18 protein-coding genes are annotated in these 15567 nt (G+C 31.2%); 9 read left to right on the top strand and 9 right to left on the bottom strand.

The genetic code is table 11. The features are described from left to right. Positions 1-129 precede the first annotated feature (129 nt). Positions 130-1017, bottom strand: coding sequence for a cysteine synthase CysM (cysM, locus tag AC4FQ3_RS04470; RefSeq protein WP_491181033.1), 888 nt, complete (start codon positions 1015-1017; stop codon positions 130-132). Beyond that, the gene (gene epsC, locus AC4FQ3_RS04465; protein ID WP_042564170.1) at positions 1017-1808 is read right to left on the bottom strand and encodes a serine O-acetyltransferase EpsC; all 792 of its coding nucleotides are present in this window, start codon (positions 1806-1808) and stop codon (positions 1017-1019) included. Before epsC ends, cysM begins: the two co-directional genes overlap by 1 nt. Before the next feature lie 193 nt (positions 1809-2001). Here epsC and AC4FQ3_RS04460 point away from each other — a divergent pair, with 193 nt between their 5' ends. Beyond that, a complete protein-coding gene (locus AC4FQ3_RS04460; protein WP_042564171.1) occupies positions 2002-2703 on the top strand; it encodes a DUF1003 domain-containing protein in 702 nt (233 codons plus the stop codon). Between the two features lie 14 nt (positions 2704-2717). On the opposite strand, the gene AC4FQ3_RS04455 is transcribed toward AC4FQ3_RS04460, so the two are convergent. After that, on the bottom strand, positions 2718-3002 hold the full coding sequence (locus tag AC4FQ3_RS04455) for a DUF2752 domain-containing protein (protein ID WP_491181032.1): 285 nt from the start codon (positions 3000-3002) through the stop codon (positions 2718-2720). 105 nt (positions 3003-3107) lie between these two features. On the opposite strand from AC4FQ3_RS04455, the gene AC4FQ3_RS04450 reads away from it, so the two are divergent. Continuing rightward, positions 3108-3293 carry a hypothetical protein gene (locus AC4FQ3_RS04450; protein WP_073393544.1) on the top strand — a complete coding sequence of 62 codons (186 nt, stop codon included), beginning with the start codon at positions 3108-3110 and terminating at the stop codon, positions 3291-3293. Next, the gene (locus tag AC4FQ3_RS04445; RefSeq protein WP_042564174.1) at positions 3283-3834 is read left to right on the top strand and encodes a DUF8465 domain-containing protein; all 552 of its coding nucleotides are present in this window, start codon (positions 3283-3285) and stop codon (positions 3832-3834) included. The genes AC4FQ3_RS04450 and AC4FQ3_RS04445 overlap by 11 nt, the downstream gene beginning before the upstream one ends. 138 nt (positions 3835-3972) lie before the next feature. Here the strand turns inward: AC4FQ3_RS04445 and AC4FQ3_RS04440 are convergent, their stop codons facing one another. Then, positions 3973-4950 (bottom strand): hypothetical protein, encoded by a 978-nt coding sequence (locus tag AC4FQ3_RS04440; RefSeq protein WP_073393546.1) that lies wholly within the window; start codon positions 4948-4950, stop codon positions 3973-3975. 83 nt (positions 4951-5033) lie between these two features. On the opposite strand from AC4FQ3_RS04440, the gene AC4FQ3_RS04435 reads away from it, so the two are divergent. After that, the gene (locus tag AC4FQ3_RS04435) at positions 5034-6158 is read left to right on the top strand and encodes a cysteine desulfurase family protein (protein WP_491181031.1); all 1125 of its coding nucleotides are present in this window, start codon (positions 5034-5036) and stop codon (positions 6156-6158) included. A 94-nt stretch (positions 6159-6252) separates the two neighbouring features. Here the strand turns inward: AC4FQ3_RS04435 and AC4FQ3_RS04430 are convergent, their stop codons facing one another. After that, positions 6253-6822, bottom strand: coding sequence for an L-threonylcarbamoyladenylate synthase (locus AC4FQ3_RS04430; protein ID WP_073393550.1), 570 nt, complete (start codon positions 6820-6822; stop codon positions 6253-6255). A 213-nt stretch (positions 6823-7035) separates the two neighbouring features. On the opposite strand from AC4FQ3_RS04430, the gene AC4FQ3_RS04425 reads away from it, so the two are divergent. From AC4FQ3_RS04425 to AC4FQ3_RS04410, 4 genes are read left to right on the top strand one after another with little or no spacing between them, the layout of a single operon-like run. Next, positions 7036-8163, top strand: a complete 1128-nt coding sequence (locus AC4FQ3_RS04425; RefSeq protein WP_491181030.1) for a glycosyltransferase family 4 protein — start codon at positions 7036-7038, stop codon at positions 8161-8163. Positions 8164-8171: 8 nt separating this feature from the next. Next, positions 8172-9101, top strand: coding sequence for a nucleotide-diphospho-sugar transferase (locus tag AC4FQ3_RS04420; protein ID WP_491181029.1), 930 nt, complete (start codon positions 8172-8174; stop codon positions 9099-9101). A gap of 5 nt (positions 9102-9106) precedes the next feature. Beyond that, positions 9107-9928: a glycosyltransferase family 2 protein gene (locus AC4FQ3_RS04415; RefSeq protein WP_491181028.1), complete on the top strand. Its 822-nt coding sequence runs from the start codon at positions 9107-9109 to the stop codon at positions 9926-9928. 34 nt (positions 9929-9962) lie between these two features. Next, positions 9963-10826 carry a hypothetical protein gene (locus AC4FQ3_RS04410; RefSeq protein WP_491181027.1) on the top strand — a complete coding sequence of 288 codons (864 nt, stop codon included), beginning with the start codon at positions 9963-9965 and terminating at the stop codon, positions 10824-10826. A 1-nt stretch (position 10827) separates the two neighbouring features. Here the strand turns inward: AC4FQ3_RS04410 and AC4FQ3_RS04405 are convergent, their stop codons facing one another. Next, a complete protein-coding gene (locus tag AC4FQ3_RS04405) occupies positions 10828-11904 on the bottom strand; it encodes a glycosyltransferase family 4 protein (RefSeq protein ID WP_073393562.1) in 1077 nt (358 codons plus the stop codon). A gap of 83 nt (positions 11905-11987) precedes the next feature. Between AC4FQ3_RS04405 and AC4FQ3_RS04400 the strand changes: the two genes are divergently transcribed. Next, a complete protein-coding gene (locus tag AC4FQ3_RS04400) occupies positions 11988-12755 on the top strand; it encodes a Kdo domain containing protein (protein ID WP_491181026.1) in 768 nt (255 codons plus the stop codon). On the opposite strand, the gene AC4FQ3_RS04395 is transcribed toward AC4FQ3_RS04400, so the two are convergent. The 3 genes from AC4FQ3_RS04395 to AC4FQ3_RS04385 all read right to left on the bottom strand — a co-directional run bounded on the left by AC4FQ3_RS04395 (position 12736) and on the right by AC4FQ3_RS04385 (position 15528). Then, entirely contained in the window at positions 12736-13521 is a 786-nt protein-coding gene (locus AC4FQ3_RS04395) for a glycosyltransferase family 2 protein (protein WP_491181025.1), read from the bottom strand. The two genes, AC4FQ3_RS04400 and AC4FQ3_RS04395, sit on opposite strands and share 20 nt — an antisense overlap. A gap of 1 nt (position 13522) precedes the next feature. Next, positions 13523-14593, bottom strand: a complete 1071-nt coding sequence (locus AC4FQ3_RS04390) for a glycosyltransferase family 9 protein (RefSeq protein WP_491181024.1) — start codon at positions 14591-14593, stop codon at positions 13523-13525. A 119-nt stretch (positions 14594-14712) separates the two neighbouring features. Further along, positions 14713-15528 (bottom strand): 2,3,4,5-tetrahydropyridine-2,6-dicarboxylate N-succinyltransferase, encoded by an 816-nt coding sequence (locus AC4FQ3_RS04385; protein ID WP_302095423.1) that lies wholly within the window; start codon positions 15526-15528, stop codon positions 14713-14715. Between the last annotated feature and the right edge of the window lie 39 nt (positions 15529-15567).

Below are 15567 nucleotides of genomic sequence, written 5' to 3'. Positions count from 1 at the left end.
ATTTTACGGATTGAGCAGATTAACACAGGTTTTTTAAAGTTGTAAGAATTTGAGTTTCTAAGTTGCTGATTTTTTAGCTCAATAAGAAACTTAGAAACTTAGTGCCTTAGCGACTTAGTGGCTAATTCCTCAATCAAATAAATCCGAAGATAAATAACGATCACCGCGGTCGCAGATAACGGCAACAATAACTCCGGATTCTAATTGTTCGGCGATTTTCAAGGCAACTGCAACAGAACCGCCGCTGCTCATTCCGGCGAAAACACCTTCTTCAAGAGCTAATCTTTTTGTCATTTCTCTGGCTTCTTCTTCGCTTACATCAACAACAGTATCTACTTTTGAAGCATCAAAAATTTTCGGTAAATATTCTTTTGGCCATTTGCGGATTCCTGGAATTTGAGATCCGTCGCTTGGCTGCGCACCAATGATTTGAATGGCAGGGTTTTTTTCTTTTAAATAAGTCGAAGTTCCAATGATAGTTCCCGTTGTTCCCATTGCCGAAACAAAATGCGTTACAGTTCCGTCAGTATCATTCCAGATTTCCGGACCTGTAGTTTTGTAATGCGCTTTCCAGTTATCATCATTTGCAAACTGATTTAGCATCAAATAACCACCTTGAGCGACTTTTTTGTCGGCATAGTCCCGAGAACCAATAATTCCTTCGCTGGCAGGCGTTAAAATCACTGTAGCGCCATAAGCACGCATAGTTTGAGTACGTTCTTTTGTAGAATCTTCGGGTAAAACCAGTTCTATTTCAATTTGAAACAATTGCGCAATCATTGCAAGTGCGATTCCGGTATTACCGCTCGTTGCTTCAATTAATTTATCACCTTTTTTTATATCGCCTCTTTCAAGGGCAGATGCAATCATATTGTATGCTGCTCTGTCTTTTACGCTTCCGCCCGGATTATTTCCCTCTAATTTCAGTAAAAGTTTTACGTTTTTATTTTTAACCAAATTGACAGTTTCCATCAATGGAGTATTTCCAATTAGGTTTAGCAATTTCTGTGGACCCATTATTTTATTTCTTTTATTTTAACTTCAGTTGTAGTGGTATTCATGACAATAGAACCTGCCGGAATAGATTTTGTTACCCATGCATTTCCGCCAATAATACTGTTTTTGCCAATTGTAGTCTGACCACCCAAAATAGTTGCGTTGGCATAAATGCAAACATTTTTTTCTACAGTTGGATGACGTTTTGCATTTTTCATTTCCTTGCTTACGCTCAATGCACCAAGTGTAACTCCCTGATAAATTTTTACATTTTTTTCAATCACGGTAGTTTCTCCAATAACAATTCCTGTGGCGTGATCAATAAAAAATGGCGAAGCAATTTGTGCTCCGGCATGAATATCGGTTCCGGTAATACGGTGTGCATATTCGCTCATTAATCTCGAAAACAATAACAAATCAAGCTGATATAATTCATGGCTTAATCTGTAAATCGCAATGGCATAAAAACCGGGATAGCCTAAATAAACTTCATCAATACTATTTGATGCCGGATCATTTTCTAAGATATATTCTGCATCCTGATTTAGTTTTTCCAGAACGCCGGGCAATTTTTCCAGGAAACGATCCCAGATAGATTCGCACATATTTTGAGGCTTTTTACAGGCCAGAACAGCTATTTCCTTAAAACGTATTTCGAGTTCGTCGATACTTTGATCTAAAGGCGCATTTGAATCAAAAAGAGTATAAAAAAGCTTTTCGGTAAAATCTTCAGTTTTAGTTTTGATTCCGTAATTTATATTTAAATGGCTTTTTAAAGCTTTTATATTCTCTATGATGGTATTTTTTGACACAATTATAAAAATTGGATGAATAATTTTGAAACGTTAAAAGTAAGGCGTTTTTTGTAAATAAAGGCACGAATTAACTAAAGAAATTTTGTTTTAAGAATTCTATTTGTGATAAATAAAAGAATTTTGAAAGGCAATAATTTATATGATTCTTAAGAAGTTAAATGTGTAATTTAGCCAGTCAAATATATTAAAAATGAAAAATAATCAGACTTTTAAGAGTGCTATTTCTAACCTGTCTTTTCCTGCAAACGAAAAAGTTTCAGGAAAATCTATCCATGATCCTATTTTAGGACTTATTATTCAGGATCATCCTTCTTTTTGTGATGCTGATTTTATTGCTGTTAAAGAATTAAATGACTACCGCCAGAAATATGTTTCAAATTATTTATCTACAGAAATTGGTACATTATCTGATCTTGAAAAAAGTGTTATTACCTCTTTAAAAGAAGATAAATCAATTGTAAGTATTGTAGAAGATGAAGAAGAAACTAGAAGTTTTGGTCAAAAAATAGCCGATAAAGTGGCAGACTTTGGCGGAAGCTGGACTTTTATCATTTCGTTTTTGCTTTTTATTGTCATTTGGATTAGTTCAAATGTTTATATTTTGGTGAATAAAGGATTTGATCCTTATCCGTTTATTTTGTTGAATTTGATTCTTTCGTGCATTGCCGCATTGCAGGCTCCGGTAATTATGATGAGCCAAAATCGTCAGGAAGAAAAAGACAGAACCCGTGCCAAAAAAGATTACATGATCAATCTGAAATCTGAACTTGAAATCAGAATGATTCATGATAAAATTGATCATTTGATTATGCACCAGCAACAGGAATTAATCGAAATTCAGAAAGTACAAATTGAAATGATGAACGATATTCTGAATCAGATTAAGAAATAATTCAGGTTAAAAAATTAAAAATAAAAGTGTTTGAAGTAATATCCGACAACCATAAATATGCCATTTATGACAGCCGAAACCCAAAGCATTTTTTGATTATTTTTTGATTTTTGGAAAAGATATAAAGCTCCAAATCCGAAAAATAAAAGAGTAGAATAAAGTGCCGGATACATCTTAAAAGCAGCAAAAAAATCACCCTGAAAAAGTAAGAATAATGCGCGTTGAAAACCACAGCCCAGACACTCGATTCCGAACAGCGTTTTGAACAAACAAGGCAGCATAAATTTCTCTAAATTCAAAGTGATTATTTTTTACAATTTTACAAAAAAATATCCGATAACATTTCAGGAGGTAGGAACTAGTATTTTAAAGTTTCATACTTTTGGATTCTTATACTTTAAAATATGAAAGCTTTTAAAATTTTAATAATGATACTTGCCATTTCGGTTGCCTTATATGAGCAGGTTTCGGCAGAAAAAAATATCTATATTATGGTAATTGCTATTGCAGTTTTCATGTATGGAATGATGCAGTTGAGTGCAAAAACGCCAAGTAAAAATCAAGAAAAAGAGGAGCATGATGTTGAATAAAGGAGATAAGGTTTCTGTTTTAGACGAAGCCATAAACGGAACAGTTGTTTCTGTAAAAAACAAGGAAGTTTTGATCGAAACTGAAGATGGATTTTTGATGACATTTTTTGTCAATGAATTACTTAAAATGCAAGATTCCAGTAATTTAATGAATTCTATTAAAAGAATTAATTTAGAAGAAATTTCAAAAGAGAAAACCGAGCCAAAACCAAGAAGTTTTGTAAAAGAAAAGAAAGATAAACGTGAAATTGCCGCTCCGGAATTTGATTTGCATATTGAAAAATTGGTTCCTAATAAACGTGGAATGTCAAATTATGACATCTTGACTCTGCAGACAGAAACGGCAAAAAGACATATCGAATTTGCGATTCGAAATCGAATTCCGAAAATTGTTTTTATTCACGGAGTTGGCGAAGGAATCTTAAAAGCGGAACTTGATTTTTTATTAGGCCGTTATGACGGAATAGATTTTCAGGATGCCAATTATCAAAAATATGGGTTGGGAGCAACAGAAGTTTATATTAAGCAAAACAATAAATAAGATTGTTTATTGAATTGAAAAAACTCAAAATAAAGCATAAAAAAACATCCGTTTTTAAAGTCAATTTCGATGAGAAATCAATTTTTAAAACGGATGTTTTTTTGTAAGAATTTAAAGCTTTAAAAGAATTGGATTATCTTAGTTTGCAACACTTGTTGAAAACGATCCAATTGCAAAAGTGTTCCCTAATCTAAAGCTGCTGTTTCCTTTTTGAAGTGTTACATTTTTAAGTACAATTGTGTGCTTAAATGCATTTGGTCCATCCGTAGTAGTTGTTACTTCAATAGAACCATTTGTGTCTGTAGCTCCAGTCCATGTTTCTTTTAAAGATGGAGTAGATGGAGTAGTAGTTTGGCAAAAATAATCTTCGGTCAAAGTACTGTTGTAAACTCGGTATAAAAGTTTATTATTGGTAGCACCTATTACCGCAGTTCTTGGCTGATTTAATGGAGTAACAGTGTTTTGAATTAAACCAGATTCTACAGCATCAATTGTTATAGCTGCTCCAGATACAATAAAATTATAAATTTGTCCTGATGTAGTACATTGTGCTGCTGTTTCATCAAATGTTAAATCTAATGTGGTTTCCAATTTTGTAGCAAAGTCTCCAAATACAATTTCGGGTACAGTTACATCGACACCGGAAACAGAATAAGTAACATTTTTAATTATAATGTTATGACTATATCCATTAATTCTAGTAGCATTATTGGCGTCAGGTTCTGTTGCTGTTTGTACGGTTTTTATTTCTATTAACCCTGATTTAGCATACCATTCATCTATAACTTTAGGTGATGTTGGCGGAATTAAACTACAGATATATGTTCCTGCTATTGTTCCGTCATAACCTCTGTAAACAAGTCTGTAAGTACTATTGTCAATATTATATTGATTTGGCACATCTATAGGTGTCGGGTTTTCCGGAAAAGTATTTTCAGGTACTTGCAATAGTAATGATTCCTGAGTTTTAAGTTTATAAACCAATAAATTCTCATCAGTACAGCTTGCAGAGTTTGTAATTGTACTAAAGTCAACGTTATCAACAGTTATATCACCATCATCGCAGCCATTTAATAAAAATGCGAATAACAGTAAGCTTGCATATTTTCTCATCATAATTTTATTTGGGTCAAAAATAGTGAAAAATTTGGCAAATGATATTTAAGAATTCACAATTGATATTTCTTAACTTTGCACTAATGAAAAAAGTATATCTCGATAACGCCTCAACTACAGCCATGCGACCTGAAGTTATTCAGGAAATGACAAAAGTGATGACTGAAGATTTTGGTAATCCTTCATCTACGCACAGTTTTGGACGAAATGGAAAAACTATTTTAGAACTTTCCAGAAAAAGTATTGCTAAACAGTTAAATTGTTCTGCACAGGAAATTATATTTACATCCGGCGGTACAGAAGCTGATAATTGGATTCTTCGTTCGGCTGTTGAAGATTTAAAAGTAACCCGTATTATAACTTCAAAAATTGAACATCATGCGGTTTTATATGCCGTTTTAGCTTTACAATCAGATTATGGTATTCAAGTTGACTATGTTGATGTAAATCACGACGGAAGTATCGATTTAACCCATTTATCAAGTTTATTATCTGAGGATAAAAAAACTATTGTCAGTTTAATGCACGTAAACAACGAAACAGGCGCTATTTTAGATCTTGACAGAGTTAGTGTTATTTGCAGGCAATACAATACTTTATTTCATTCAGATACTGTTCAGTCTGTGGGTAAAACCGAAATCGATTTGCAAAAAACTACTGTTGACTTTATTGTTGCCAGCGCGCACAAATTTCATGGGCCAAAAGGAATTGGTTTTGTTTTTATTCGTAAAAACTCAGGTTTGCAGCCATTAATTTTTGGTGGAGAACAGGAAAAAGGACTTCGCGCAGGAACCGAAGCGGTACATCAAATTGCCGGAATGGCAAAAGCGTTGTCTGTTACCTATGAAAATTTAGAGGAAGAAAGAAAATATATTTCCGACTTGAAAATGTATCTTATTCAACAATTAGAAATTCATTTTCCGGGTTTTAGAATTAACGGTAAAAAAGAAGATTTCTATAATATCATCAATATCATTTTGCCTTTTTCTGAAGATAAAACTTCGATGTTATTATTTAGTCTGGATATGAAGGGCATTGCCGTTTCCAGAGGAAGCGCCTGCCAGTCGGGAAGTATAAAACCTTCGCATGTTTTAAAAGAAATGCTTTCGGAAACGGATTTAAAATTACCAAATCTTCGAATTTCATTTAGTCATTATAATACCAAAGAAGATATTGATTGGCTGATTGAGAGTTTGAAAACTCTTTAAAAAGGGACAAAGAGACAGAGTTACAAAGGTTCAAAGATTTTAGAGAGTAAATTTTATAATCTAAAATCTACACTCTAAAATCTAAAATCTAAAATTATTTACGAATCACTTTTACCTGCGAATCGTTTGTTAGTTTTATAATCGTAGAAGGTTTTCCAGCAACTTTATCCTGATTTAATTTTACAACATAATCAACACCTTTAACGATTTCAGGGTTAATATCTTTAAATGCAATTGGAGTTGGCTGTCCAGAAATATTAGCCGAAGTCGAAACCAATGGTTTTTTCATTCTTTCTAATAATTTAAAGCAAAAAGGTTCTTTTACTACACGAACTCCCAATGAATTATCTGCTGCAATAATATTTGGAGCGACATTTCTTGGTTCATCCAAAATTAAGGTAGTTGGTTTTTCAGACAAATCTAAAATTTGCCAGGCAACTTCAGGAATATTTTTAAAAACATTGTACATCATTTTTTCACCATTCATCAAAACAATCATGCTTTGTGTTTCGGCACGCTGTTTAAGTTTGTATATTTTGGCAACAGCTTCAGGATTTGTAGCATCACAACCAATTCCCCATACAGTATCAGTTGGGTAAAGTATTATTCCGCCTTCTTTAATAACTTCATAAGCATTTATTATCTCCTGATTCAGATTTTCCATAACAACAATATATTTAATAAAAGTGGCGCAAAGATACTAATAAACTCTAAGAATCTCATGTGTTAATAGTATTCGAATATGTATGTAAAAAGCATTTAATTAATGTACGTTTGTACTTTGTTTATTGGATGTAACAAATTTGTTTGAAAATTAGTACAGTCATTTTAAACATTTATTTTTAAATGTAAAATATATAAAAAAGTAAATTTAGGAATGAAGATAATACTCGATTCACAAGCTTTTAATTATCAAAAATATGGAGGTGTTTCAAGATATTATACAGAGATATTTTCTGTTTTATCCCGAAATCCCGATGTAGAAGTTATTATACCATGGTTTTACACTAAAAATATTTATTATAAAGAAAGCGTCTTATATAATAACAGACAAAAAAAGCATAATTTTTTTCTGAACCTTCTATCTAAACTTGGAATAAGTATTCGAAAAAAAAGCAAAAAATTAAATTATGCAAGAACAATAAACGAAGGTTTGTCAGAAAGCAATTGTGATTTGTTTATTCCCACTTATTATGATCCTTATTTTTTAGATTATATCAACAATAAACCTTTTGTTTTAACAGTTTATGATATGATTCATGAATTGTTTCCTCAGTATTTTTCAGATGCAGATAAAATGGCAACAAATAAGTTGTTATTAATAGAAAAAGCAACAAAAATAATTGCCGTTTCTCAAAATACGAAAAATGATATTTTACGTTTATATCCACATATCGAACAAGAAAAAATAGAAGTGGTTTATCATGGAACTTCAATTAATGTAAATGAAAACATAAGAGTGGATTTGCCATCTAATTATATTTTATTTGTTGGATCCAGAGCAGATTATAAAAATTTTATTTTTCTGGCTGATGCCATCAAAGAGCTTTTAAAGAAGAATTCGAATCTGTATTTAGTTTGCGCAGGTGGCGGAAATTTTAATAAAGCTGAGAATGACCTTATAAAAGAAATTGGTTTAGAAAATCAAATTATTCAGAAAGATTTTGAAGAAGAAGAGTTGGGCAGTTTTTATAAAAATGCAAAATGTTTTGTTTTTCCGTCTCTGTATGAAGGATTTGGAATTCCGGTTTTAGAAGCTATGGCTTGTGGATGTCCTGTTGTTTTAGGAAATCATAGTTCGTTCCCTGAAGTTGCAGGAAATGCTGGTGTATATTTTGATGTAAATAGTAAAGAAGATTTAAAAAATAAAATTAATGATCTTCTGGGAAATGATGCTTTAAGAGCAAATTTTGCTGTAAAAGGATTGGAACAAAGCAAGAAATTTAATTGGGAAAATGCAGCTTTGCAATGTTTGGCTGTGTATCAAAAAGCATTGAAGAAATAATCTGAAAAATGAATAACTACAAAACAAAATCAGCTGTATTATTTTTGATTTTTAACAGGCCGGATGTAACTGAATTAGTTTTTGAACAAATTAGAAATAACAGACCTTCTAAATTATATATAGCTGCAGATGGAGCAAGAAAAGACAGGCCAAATGAAGTAGAAATTTGCAATGAAACCAGGGCAATTACAGCAAAAATTGATTGGGATTGCGAGGTTAAAACATTATTTAGAGAAGAAAATTTAGGGTGTAAATATGCGGTTTCATCTGCTATTGACTGGTTTTTTGAAAATGAAGAAGAAGGAATTATTTTAGAAGATGATTGTTTACCCTCTGAAGATTTTTTTGTTTTTTGTGATTCAATGCTCGAAAAATACAGATTCGATACAAGAATAAGACATATTGGAGGCACCAATTTACAAATGGGTCAAAAACGTGGAAATGATAGTTATTATTTTTCAAATTTAACTCACGTTTGGGGCTGGGCATCCTGGAGAAGAGCCTGGATTGATTATGATGTCGAATTAGCGAAATACAAAAGTGCTGATATTGAGAATACTTTCAAATTTATTTTTAATAATATCATTGTAGTAGAAAGCTGGAGAAGCATTTTTAATAAATTATTGAAAAATGAAATCGACACTTGGGATTATCAATGGACAATAACGAATTTTTTTAATAATGGCTTGTCGATTATTCCAAACGTAAATTTGATTAGTAATATTGGTTTTGGTGCAAATGCTACACATACAGACAATTCTAATGATGCTTTTTCGAATCTGAAAACCGAAAAACTTTTGCAGATAACTCATCCATTAGTAATGCTTCCTAATAAAGAGGCGGATTTTTTTACTTTAAATAGAGAGTTTAAAGTCAAAAAAAGAAAGAGAAAAAAAATGTGGAGGAAATTAAAATTTTGGAAAAAATATAATAATTAATTGATATGAGTAAAGTATCTGTTATAACAGTAAATTTTAACGACAAAAAAGGATTAAGCAAAACACTGGAAAGTGTAACCAATCAAACGTATAAAGATTTTGAATTTATTGTAATAGACGGAGGAAGTAATGATGGAAGCAAAGAATTAATAGAACAATATCAGGATAAAATCACACATTGGGTCAGCGAAAAAGACAATGGTGTTTTTAATGCTATGAATAAAGGAATTAAAATCGCTACCGGAGATTTTGTAATTTTTATGAATGGTGGAGATTGTTTTTATAATAATTCGGTATTAGAAGATACTATTCCGGATTTTACATCAGAATTTGATATTTATTATGGTGATAATTATAAAGAAAGTAATGGTTCAAAAAGATTAAAAACATATCCTGAAAAATTAAGTTTCTCTTTTTTTTATAACAGCTCAATAAATCATCAGTCGACTTTTATAAGAAAAACGCTTTTTGATGATTATTTTTACTATAATGAAAACTATAAAATTGCATCAGATTGGGAATTTTTTATTTATGCAATATGCTATAAAAATGTTTCTTATAAATATTTGAAGAGAACAATTGCTATTTATGATTTTACCGGAATTTCTTCAAATCCAAAGTTTAGGGATTTATATAATGAAGAGAAAAAAATAACTTTTCAAAAATATTTTCCAGCTTTTATGGAGGATTATAAAGAAGTAGAAGTTTTAAATTCAAAAAGATTCTTACAATTTCAGCATATTAAAAATTTTACAGTTCCCTGGAAACTATTAAAAGCTTTTATTAGCTTATTATTACTATTTTTGCCTAAAACCCCTAACAAGTAATTTCAATTTATACTCTTTCCTGAATATAGAATTTATGAAAAAAATACATGTAGGCTTTTTGTTTTCGCACGATTATGAAAAATTAAAATTATCCATACCGCCTGTTTATGCTGCATCTGACAGAATATTTATTGCGATAGATGAAAATTACATTACATGGTCTGGAAATAAGTTTGAGGTTAACCCTGATTTTTTTGAATGGCTTAAAGAAATAGATACCGAAAATAAAATCGAGATTTATAGGGATAATTTTTACGTGCCGTCTTTAACCGAAATAGAGATGGATACTCGCGAGCGTCATTTACTTTCTTTGAAAATGGGAATTGGAAACTGGCTTGTTCAGGTAGATAGTGATGAGTACTTTTTTGATTTTGAAAAGTTTGTTTTAGATTTAAGAAAACACGATCATTATCTGGATAATCCCGAAAAAAATAAAATTCAAATAGCCGCTTTCTGGGTTATACTATACAAATATACAGACAATGGAATTTTGTATGTTGATTTGCCAATGAAAGCAATATTTGCAACAAATTATCCTAACTATAACTTAGCCAGAAGAACAAGCTCTCGTGTAATTTATACGAATAATATTGTTTTACACGAATCGTTGTCAAGAACAGAGAAAGAATTGCGTTTTAAATTAGAAAATTGGGGGCACAAACGTCAGGTTAATGCCGGATTTATTGATAAGTGGATTAAAGTAAACGAAAAAAATTATAAAGAACTTAGAGATTTTTATTACATAGAACCGAACCGCTGGAAAAAACTAAATTATTTTCCGAGCAGAGATTTGAAAGAAATCAAGGATTTTGTAGTAAATTCTAAAGTATTGACCATTTCACCAGTTTACTTAGCTTTGAAGAACTTTGGACAATGGTTTAAATTTTTATTTAAATAAATTAATATAAAATATCATTGTAAACTTTTAAATAAGCAGCAGCTGCTTCCTTCCAATTAAAGCTGGCAGCTCTGTCTTTTAAAAGCGTCTGACATTCAATTTTATTATTTTCGTGATAATTCAATCCTTCAAAAAGAACTGTTTTCATGTAGTCAGGATCAAAATTAGTCCAATAATTGGCTGCATTTCCGCCAATTTCCGGTAAAGAAGTTTTATCAGATAGAAATACAGGCTTTCCAAAACTCATTGCTTCGATAGGAGGAAGTCCGAAACCTTCTCTTATTGAAGGAAATAGAAAAGCAACACAATTTTTCATGTAAAATTGCTTGCCCTCATCACTTACCCTTCCGGTTAAAAACACTTGGTTTCCAAGACCATTATCGGCAATTAATTTTTTTATTACTGCGCCATATTCTTTCGTATCATTTCCGGAAATTATTAAGTTAAAATCTTTTACAGACTTCATCATGTTAATAATTGCGATATAATTTTTTCGCTCAATAAAGTCACCAATTGTATAAAAAAATGGTTTGTCGACAGGAACCTTACTAACAAAATTAGATGTATCTAATAAAGTAGATATTGGGTTTCCGTTATAGATTATATATTCGGGAACATCCGGAATTTTAAAATAGTCATGTGTTTGTTTTTTTGCAAATTCAGAAATATAAGTAATTGCAGTAGCTCTTTCCAGTTTTTCTTTAAATAAGCAATTTCTTTTGTGATCCATATCTTTAGATATTTCCTCAACAAAATTTACATCATGAATCGTTAATAAATATTTTGTATTTGTACGCGGTTCAATTTTAGTGTTTTGATTTACGGCATGCCATAAATCATACTTGCCAAAAGGTCTAAAGGACTTGTACCTGTGAAAAGATCTGTATTGGTGGTATTTGAATTTGTCTCCAAATTCATTTTTAAGTAAATTCGGTTTCCCGGAATTAAGGTAGATTTTTAAGTTGTCAAAAGAAAGTTGTTCCATACCTTTAATTAATTCATAATTAAAAGTTCCTAACCCGGTTGCTCGGTTATTTATGTTATGAGTTTCTAAAAAAACACTCTTTTGCTGTGACATTACTTAATTTTTTCACGAAAATACAATATTAATTTGATGTGTTAAATTGTATATGTATTTTTGTTGTTTATAAAAATATACTGATGAATTTTAAAGTAAATCCCGCTTTTGAAAATAGTACCCTATCTGTACTTGATAATATTAAAACGTTTAATAATTCAGGAACTCTTTTTGGAAATGGTGATCGAAATAAAATAAAATTGTTTGAACTGAACGGAACAACAGTTAATATCAAATCTTTTAAAATACCAAATATCGTAAATAAAATTGCTTACAAATATTTTCGAAAGTCAAAAGCAAGACGTTCGTTTGAATTTGCAACAATTTTGTTAGAAAAAGGGATTGGAACTCCGCAGCCAATTGCATTTCTTGAAAATTTTAATGCTATTGGGTTAAAAGACAGTTATTATGCAAGTGAGCATTTAATTACTGAATTGACCTATAGAGAACTAGTAGAAATTCCTGATTATCCGGATCATGACAACATATTAAGACAGTTTTCGAAATTTACTTTCGATTTACATCAAAAAGGAGTTGAGTTTTTAGATCATTCACCAGGAAATACTTTAATCAAAAAAAAGACTGAAAATAAATATGATTTTTTTCTGGTTGATTTAAACCGAATGAACTTTCATGCCGATATGACTTTTGAACAGCGCATGAATAATTTTAGACGCTTAACGCCTCAAAAAGAAATGATTGCAGTTATGAGCAATGAATATGCAAAGTTTTATAAAGATAAAACAGAAACTGAAATTTTTGACACTATGTGGAAAGCAACGGTAGATTTTCAAGAAGAATTTGCCAGAAAGAAAAGACTGAAAAAGAAGCTTAAATTTTGGAAGTCTTAGCTTGTTTAATAATTTTTTTAAGTTCCTGATAGCGTACAAAAACGCTTAAAGCATTTAAGTAACAGATAATAATTCCTTTTCGGCCATCCAGAATTCCTAATCGTAAAAAATACTGATTTAAAAATTTATAAGCAGGGCGCAGATAAAAATGATAAAATCCTGGTTTTGTGTTTTTTATAAATTGTTCCTGTGCTTTTAATTTTCCATAAAAAATCATTTTTTGCTTGTATTCGTTGTAACTGGAATACGAGTAATGATTCAGTTTATGTTTTAATTTTTTTGTTTTTCCGTTTACAATTAATTTTTCATGCACAATTTTATTGACATTATAATGTGCATGTTCTTTTTTGAAAAGTCGGATGATTTTGTCAGTTTGCCAGCCGCTGAAACGTATTTTTTTGTTTTTGAACATAAAATTTCGATAAACAAAATAAGCCGAAGCGCTGTCTTTTTGATTTATCGTAAAATCTATTTCCTGTTTAAGTTTAGGCGTCAATCTTTCATCGGCGTCAATAAAAAGAATCCATGAATTTGTGGCGAGATTTAAAGCATAATTGCGTTGTAAGGCAAAATTATCAAATGTGCGCTGAAATATTTTTACATTTTTAAATCCTGATACAACCTCAAAAGTTTTATCGGTACTAAAAGAATCTACCACAATTATCTCATCGGCAAAAGCCAAATCGTCAAGAAGTGTTTTTATATTCGACTCTTCGTTGTAAGTAATGATTAAAACTGTTAACCGCTGTTTTTCTGCCAAAATCATTTTATTTTGTGCTAAGATTTTGGATTAAAAAAGACTCAATTTTAGCTGCAAAAAATTCTGGTTTAAATTCTTTATATAAAGATAATGCGTCTTTTTTGAGCATTTTTTCAGTTTTATTTTCAAATAAATCAGGACGATAATCTTTTAGATGTACCGAAAGATGATGAATTCCATCTTCAAAAGTAGCCCAGATTTTCTTTTCAATCCACGGAGAAAAAATAATAAACGAAGGTTTTTCGAGCGCTTTTGCCATATTTATAGCTCCTCCGTCATTACCAATTATAAAATCGCATTGATTTACAATACCAATAAAAGAACGTAAATCTCCACCTAGTAAATCAAAATAAATTTTTTCCTGAGTTGAAGGCTTGCAGGTATTAAAAACAGTTTTGGCTTCTTCGAGCTGCTTGGGGAAATAATTAAAAAGAATATTTACATCGGCATTATCAGCAACATAATCAATAACTTTTGCCATAAAGTCTAAAGGATATGTTTTTAGCTTTTCACTTCCCAAAAGACTAATCATAACTGTTTTTCGATCTTTTCGAACCAGATGTTTTTCAAAAATTGCAATCGCTTCCTGATTTTCTTTTTCTGAAACAAACAATTTAGGGATAGGATCTATTTTAATTTTTAAATCCAAAGGTTCCAATAACGAAAGTCGCCTCTCTATTGCTAAGCCCAAGTTTGTTTTAGGAAAAGGTTCAAATGGAACATTATCTGTATATAGAAAATTTCTTCCCGGTTTTTTATATGATATTTTTCTTTTAGCATTACTTAATAAAACCAAAATCCAGCTTTCTAATTTTGAATAAGCATCGATTAACAGATCGTATTTTTCTTTACGAATCTGAAAGGCAAGATTTAATAATTCCTTTTTGCTTTTTCGATGTTTCTCTTCAAAAAGAATAATATTATCAATACTTGAATTGCCTTCCAAAACAGGAGTTGTTGAGGAATAAACCAAATAATCGATTTGAGCGTCAGGATAGGCAGTACGCAAATTGTTGCATATAATGCTGCTGACTAAAACATCACCAATCATTTTTTGCTGAATTACAAGTATCTTCATAGATAGAATTAAATCTTTTTTAAGCGATTACAAATTGAAGCAAAAAAATCCAAATTCCAATCATATTATTGACCGGAATTTGGATTATTAAAATGTAAATTTTCTTTTATCTTAAACTTTTATACAGCAACATCGTACTCACGAAGTGCATTGTTTAATGAAGTTTTTAAATCCGTAGATGGTTTACGAGTACCGATAATCAAAGCACAAGGAACTTGAAATTCTCCGGCAGCGAATTTTTTAGTGTAGCTTCCAGGAATTACAACAGAACGCGCAGGAACAAAACCTTTCATTTCAACAGGTTCGTCACCAGTTACATCGATAATTTTAGTTGATGCGGTTAAACAAACGTTGGCACCAAGAACAGCTTCTTTACCAACATGCACACCTTCTACAACAATACAACGAGAACCAATAAAAGCACCGTCTTCAATAATTACCGGAGCAGCCTGAAGAGGTTCTAAAACTCCACCAATTCCAACTCCGCCACTTAAGTGTACATTTTTACCAATTTGAGCACAACTACCAACAGTAGCCCAGGTATCAACCATGGTCCCTTCGTCTACATATGCACCAATATTTACATAACTTGGCATCAAAATCACACCGCTTGAAATGTAAGCTCCGTAACGTGCCACAGCATTTGGTACTACACGAATTCCTTTTTCAGCATAATTTCTTTTTAGCAACATTTTATCGTGATATTCAAAAATACCAGATTCCCATGTTTCCATCTTTTGAATTGGAAAATACATTACAACAGCCTTTTTTACCCATTCGTTTACCTGCCATTTGTCACCAACTGGTTCAGCACAACGTAATTTTCCTGCATCAACCAATTCAATAACTTCTCTAATAGCATCAGTTGTTGCTGTTTCTTGTAATAAAGCTCTGTTTTCCCAAGCTTGTTCAATTATAGTCTGTAAAGAATTCATAAGTTTTAATTTTTTGCAAAGATAGCGTATTTGGGTAAA

The sequence above is a fragment of the Flavobacterium sp. AK-345 genome (genome assembly GCF_058310175.1).
The sequence above is the reverse complement of the archived record's forward strand: the minus strand, read 5'-3'. Positions and strand labels throughout refer to the sequence as shown.